This is a genomic window from Exiguobacterium sp. A1_3_1 (assembly GCF_048985645.1).
GTDB classification, from domain to species: Bacteria; Bacillota; Bacilli; order Exiguobacteriales; family Exiguobacteriaceae; genus Exiguobacterium_A; species Exiguobacterium_A indicum.
Map to the genome: position 1 here is coordinate 1 of NZ_WBYY01000209.1, position 5,074 is coordinate 5,074.

General features: G+C 47.8%; 8 protein-coding genes. 3 read left to right on the forward strand and 5 right to left on the reverse strand.

Annotation, left to right across the window (positions count from 1 at the left end; translation table 11 throughout):
• Positions 1–221 (reverse strand): potassium channel family protein (locus tag F8N00_RS16160; protein WP_421018577.1); only part of this gene is annotated, 221 nt, incomplete at its 3' end.
• A 68-nt stretch (positions 222–289) separates the two neighbouring features.
• On the opposite strand from F8N00_RS16160, the gene F8N00_RS16165 reads away from it, so the two are divergent.
• The 3 genes from F8N00_RS16165 to F8N00_RS16175 all read left to right on the forward strand — a co-directional run bounded on the left by F8N00_RS16165 (position 290) and on the right by F8N00_RS16175 (position 1,743).
• Positions 290–517 carry a DUF1659 domain-containing protein gene (locus F8N00_RS16165; protein WP_421018578.1) on the forward strand — a complete coding sequence of 76 codons (228 nt, stop codon included), beginning with the start codon at positions 290–292 and terminating at the stop codon, positions 515–517.
• Between the two features lie 36 nt (positions 518–553).
• A complete protein-coding gene (locus tag F8N00_RS16170) occupies positions 554–760 on the forward strand; it encodes a DUF2922 family protein (protein ID WP_029341392.1) in 207 nt (68 codons plus the stop codon).
• A gap of 89 nt (positions 761–849) precedes the next feature.
• Positions 850–1,743, forward strand: a complete 894-nt coding sequence (locus F8N00_RS16175; RefSeq protein WP_421018579.1) for a hypothetical protein — start codon at positions 850–852, stop codon at positions 1,741–1,743.
• Positions 1,744–1,842: 99 nt separating this feature from the next.
• Here F8N00_RS16175 and F8N00_RS16180 read toward each other — a convergent pair whose 3' ends face one another.
• The 4 genes from F8N00_RS16180 to F8N00_RS16195 form a co-directional block, all read right to left on the reverse strand.
• Complete coding sequence (locus F8N00_RS16180) at positions 1,843–2,913, reverse strand: hypothetical protein (RefSeq protein WP_421018580.1); 1,071 nt, start codon at positions 2,911–2,913, stop codon at positions 1,843–1,845.
• 12 nt (positions 2,914–2,925) lie between these two features.
• Positions 2,926–3,744 carry a hypothetical protein gene (locus tag F8N00_RS16185; RefSeq protein ID WP_023467915.1) on the reverse strand — a complete coding sequence of 273 codons (819 nt, stop codon included), beginning with the start codon at positions 3,742–3,744 and terminating at the stop codon, positions 2,926–2,928.
• Positions 3,741–4,421 carry an ATP-binding cassette domain-containing protein gene (locus F8N00_RS16190; RefSeq protein ID WP_421018581.1) on the reverse strand — a complete coding sequence of 227 codons (681 nt, stop codon included), beginning with the start codon at positions 4,419–4,421 and terminating at the stop codon, positions 3,741–3,743. The genes F8N00_RS16185 and F8N00_RS16190 overlap by 4 nt, the downstream gene beginning before the upstream one ends.
• A gap of 299 nt (positions 4,422–4,720) precedes the next feature.
• A partial coding sequence (locus tag F8N00_RS16195; protein WP_421018582.1) for a hypothetical protein occupies positions 4,721–5,074 on the reverse strand: 354 nt, incomplete at its 5' end.

Genomic DNA, 5,074 nt, shown 5'->3' on the forward strand with positions numbered 1-5,074 from the left:
GTCAGAATACGACCGGTATCCGAGTTCGGGAAGAAGTCACCGTATCCGACCGTGACGACGGTCGTCATCGTCCAGTAGACAGCGCGGAAGTAGGACCCGAACGTCTCCGGCTCAAGCGCATACATGATACCCGCGACACCGAAGACGAAGATCAACGATGCATATCCGAGCGTCCGCATCCGTAGAAACGAGACTTTTCGTAAAAAACGTAACCAGACCATGTTTTTTTCATTCCTTTCGAACAATCCGGTCTCTTCCCCTGTCAATAAGGGCGAAGGAGGTGATACACATGACACAAGCAGAAGAGATCAAGACAAGTCTCGTCATCGTCTTCGAGCGTAAGGACAAGGTGACAGCAAACGGTAATGCCGTCGTCGCTCGCCGCCGCTACAACGGCTTACGTTCGAATCTTCCAGCAGACGTCGTCGCTTCGATCGGGCAATCGATCGGCAGCTTACTCGACGGACGCTACGCGCTGACGGAAATCAGCCGTGACTACGCTTTACTGAAGGCATAACCCATCCTCTACATTTCATGAAAGGAGTGACCATTGATGGAACATACGATCGTCCTGACGTTCGATACGGTGACGAAAAAACCGTATCGCTTACGGATCGCTGGTGCGAAGGAGAATGCGACCGTGGCTGAGATTAAAGCAATCGGTGACTTGTTCGTCGCCCATGACCCGTTCATGAACGGTGTCACACGTCTCGCGTCCGCTGAATTGCAAAACAGTTCGGAATCGGCATTCGTCTTGTAAGCTTTTTCAGTCCATCGTCACGGGATTACGTGACGATGGCTTTTTTTTGGTATACTAGAAACATCAACCAGCTGAAAGGAAGTCAATTTATGGCCAAACGCCCACTCACTCCTCGCGAATGCGAACTCGTCGTCTGTAGTCTCTACGTAATGGAACTCATCCCGTTCGAAGGCATCATGGAACGTCTCGAATCCATTACGCTCCGAGACATCATCGGCCCCGTCGCACGTGGTGAATCGACGCGGGAGCAAGCTGCTGACGCGCTTGACCAGTACATTAAGGTCCGACGTCGCCGGTTCCGCAACGTCCCACCGGAACATCTGTGGTCGCTTGACGACCGGATTGAACAAGAAGCACTGCGGATGATCCGCAAGCGTTCACCGCTCTCGGCAGGAGAAAAGCTCCAGCCGAAAGCCATTCCTCATGAAATGGGGGATACGGTCGAGATGAAAGTGAGCGAAATCCAGGATCGCAACAACAAAGTGACCTTAATCGGAAAAGTCGGTAACGTCACGGCGAAACTCCCGGTCGCGAACCGTCAAGCCTATAAAGGCAACAAGACGATTTCCGCCTGGATCACGGGTGTCGAGAAGAAACCTGCCTTACTTCATTTATCGACATCCGACTACGGCAAACATCAGCCGTCAGAAGACGTCAAGGCAGCGTATGCGACTGCCGTCGCCGCGTTACGTCGCTATTTCGAGACGAACGAGCTCCCGACGACCGAAGAAGTCGATCTTGCAAAATCACTGTTCCAACGGATGATCCGTCGCGATCAGAACGATTGGTTCACGGTTTACGTCGCGATGGGTCGCCCGCAACTCGATCACGTCCGGCGCTGGGTCAAGGTCATCCAGATGCTCGCCCGCTCCCTGCGTGGTGACGAAGAAGCGACACAACAACTTGCTTCGCAGGAAGATCGCTTCTTCAAGGATGCCTTGTTGCGCGCCTGTAAAGCGGCAGAGAAAAATTTCACGTCTTAATGCTTTCGCCTTAACACGTATCGATTCCTAGTCAAAACGAAAAAATAACGCTTCGCACCGGACAACTTTTCCGGTGTGAAGCGTTTTTGTATTCGTTGATCATTGAACTGAAAAATCGTAGATATTCGTTCCTTTTTTGCGATTCGCATCCTTGATTTCTCCCTGATATATCAATTGCTCATGCTTCAAATCAATCACTGACACTTGGAAGCCAGCGTTCGTCTCGGATGAGAGATAAAGCTGCATCTCGTCCGTAGAATCCAACCAATCAATCTTTTTCAAAACAAGCGGACTACTTACACTATGCTCGGATAATCGTTTTGTTTCCAAGTCGAACGTCGACCATTCGATGCGTTTCGTCTCTCCTTCTGGCAGACGGAGTCCAATCAGGTAACGACCATTTGCATAAGGCGTATAACCGATTTGTTGCTGATCTAACTCCTCGATGGACCGAACGCTTTTCCCATCATCAAGGAAATAAGAATGTTTCGTGTTCTCTTCGTCGCCATCAAATGGTTGTTCCGTGTAGACGATCTCATTTTGATGAATTGCTAAAAATTGACGCGCGTTTTTAGGCGCTACTGGTTTTTGAAGAACGATTTCTTCGACTCGGTCGCCTGTTAAATCGAGCACAAGAAGTTTCGTTTTCGTGGGCTGATCGATCCGATCAAGTTGGATGTAAACTTTCATCGCCTGCTTATCGATGACACTGGCTTGTACGTCAATCCCTGTCTCAAGTTTTGTATCATACTGAAATGTTTTCTCAAACATCTCCTCCGTCTTGAACGTAAACATCTTAAATCGTAATTTATTGTGTTTAATCTGAATCGCATACTCCGATTGTTCACCTCCACTTACATTTGTTTCCATTTGCATCGTGAATGCATAATATTTGTCTGGTAAATCCGTCATTTTATCTTCACGGAATAGTTGTCCGACGTAAGAGTTTGACTGTTTTTCGATGTCACCCTTTGCGTTGACATCATAAATCGTCGAGCGCATCCCTTTCGTCTGAAGACGTAAATTAAAATTTTCGATTTGCGAAGTCTTTCCACTGACGGTCTCAAGCGACAAGTCCGCCCCTTGGATCGATAGTGTATAACCGATGTAGCTTCCAATTGTCATGAGAATGATCAATCCATAGATCAAAAGTTGACGATATCGTTTCATGAGAGTTCTCCTTTAGACGGATAGGCGCGTCTGGACTAACCGCAGATTTTTGTACGACACATATAACGTCAAGAGCACGACGTACCCGAGATAAAATTGCATGTGCAGTTGACTCAAATCGTTCGAAATAGCTGACAACGTCACACCTATCACGATCCACCCGGCAATCAGCGCAATCCCGGTTAATCCGACGAGGAAGAACGCTTTGCTCTTTCGGAACGATCGCTCAAGTAAAACTGTCATGAAAACGAACGAGATGACGATGAATGTCATCAGTAAGATGAATAAAATATCACTCGGATACATTGTGTAGAACAACTTCATGTAGAAGGAGTATTCGTTGATGCTAGCTGTGACTTGTTGAGCATCTGGTAATAACCATAAGTAGAGAGTGCGACTAAGCAACAACAAGACCCACTGGATGCCGATCAGACTAGCGACGACAAGTAAGAGTGTCGTCATCTTCGATGCAACAATCGCCCGGCGTGATCCAGGAAGCAATAGTAGCCGGTAGATGTACTTCGTCTCGCCCATCCAGTCGCGGTACCAAATCCAGAACGCGAACAGGACAATCATCCCCATCGCTAATACAATGATCGAATCGTAAAAATTCGTTGCTTGCGCAAATAACAGCGGACCACCACCCTGCTCGATGGCGTCGAGTTCTGATATCTGTTCGATCCGCATCGTTGCCTCAACCGAGTGCTGATAATCGTAAATCTGATAGAGCAGTGACGCAATTTCTGCGACAATCAATCCTGAAATCAACAAAACCAGTAATTTCGTACTTCGTTTCAGTTCTTCATTCGTTAATAACAACCAACGTTTCATCCTTGATAAACCTCCCGCATCCGGTCCTGGACCGATTGATGATGACGGCCGCGCAGCTCATCCGTCTCTTTGACTTCAACGATCTTTCCGTCCCGTAAGAATAATACTCGGTCAATCACCTGCTCGACCTCAGCGATTTCGTGTGTCGTCATCAGGATGCTTCGTCCTTCCATGAACTCACTTGAGAAAATCCAGGCAATCTGTTCCTTCATGAAGAGATCGATTCCCGCGAGCGGTTCGTCGAGTAATATGTACGGTCGATCAAGCGCGAATCCTAAGACGAGATTGAACTTCGCCTTGTTCCCTTTTGATAAGTTCGCCATTTTATCCGTCGTAAACAGCTGGAACGTCTCTAGTAACCGTTCCGCTGTCTCTTGATTCCAATCCGGATAATGATCCGTCATATACGTGATCGCTTGTCCAATCGTCATATAGCTCGGCATCGTCTGAAGATCAGGCACGAATGCGATTTTATCACGCGACGTTTTACCGTCGACCGTCACCGTCCCGGCATCCACCGGAATCAAACCGAGAATTGCTTTTAGGATCGTTGACTTCCCTTCCCCGTTCAAGCCGATCAGACATGTCACTTCGTTTAGACCGACAGAGAACGTCACGTCACGTAAGACGTGCTTTTTTCGTCCGTATCGCTTTTGTAGCCCTTTCACTTCAAGCACTAGACTTCCCTCCTTGATTACGACCATTGTATTAAGACAATAGTACATCTGTTAACTGTATGGTACATGCCATACAGTCTAGCGTCAACCTGTTTTTTCCTGCTATCATCCAGAAAATGAAAAAGAGCCGGACAATCATGTCCGACTCTGCGAGTATTTCGATTTCGTTTTTGCTATTTAATTTATGAAAGAAGAGACGTTTTGTTCACTCGAAAACGCTTTCTAGTAAAACGGTTCGATATGAACAAAAAAGAGAGGACGCCCTGATGGACGCCCCCTCTGAACACGTGACTGGTACTTCAATAAATATCAATCGTTGACTCCAGTGCCCGGCATGTCCGACGCACGGTCGGTAAGAAGTCGGTCCGTTTTGCGACACCGCCTTCAATCTGGACATGCTGAATGCCTTTCGTCCGCTGCATCGCTGTTAAGACGGTGACCAGCTCGATGAACCAATTCGAGATCAGTTCGACGACCTGTTCGTCAAAAGCGGCAGCGCCATACACATCATACCCGTTCTCGCAGAGATGGTTCGGGAAGCGGGCTTTGAACCGATGAATCAAAGTGTCCGTCGTCGGAATTAAAAATTCGTCATAGACAACACGCTGCTCGGCATCAAGCGTTTGTTCTGTCACACCATCCATCATCAAATG

Coding starts and splice junctions, on each gene's coding strand:
- F8N00_RS16180 (WP_421018580.1), bottom strand. CDS start 2,913: ATGAAACGATATCGTCAACTTTTGATCTATGGATTGATCATTCTCATG.
- F8N00_RS16175 (WP_421018579.1), top strand. CDS start 850: ATGGCCAAACGCCCACTCACTCCTCGCGAATGCGAACTCGTCGTCTGT.
- F8N00_RS16185 (WP_023467915.1), bottom strand. CDS start 3,744: ATGAAACGTTGGTTGTTATTAACGAATGAAGAACTGAAACGAAGTACG.
- F8N00_RS16165 (WP_421018578.1), top strand. CDS start 290: ATGACACAAGCAGAAGAGATCAAGACAAGTCTCGTCATCGTCTTCGAG.
- F8N00_RS16170 (WP_029341392.1), top strand. CDS start 554: ATGGAACATACGATCGTCCTGACGTTCGATACGGTGACGAAAAAACCG.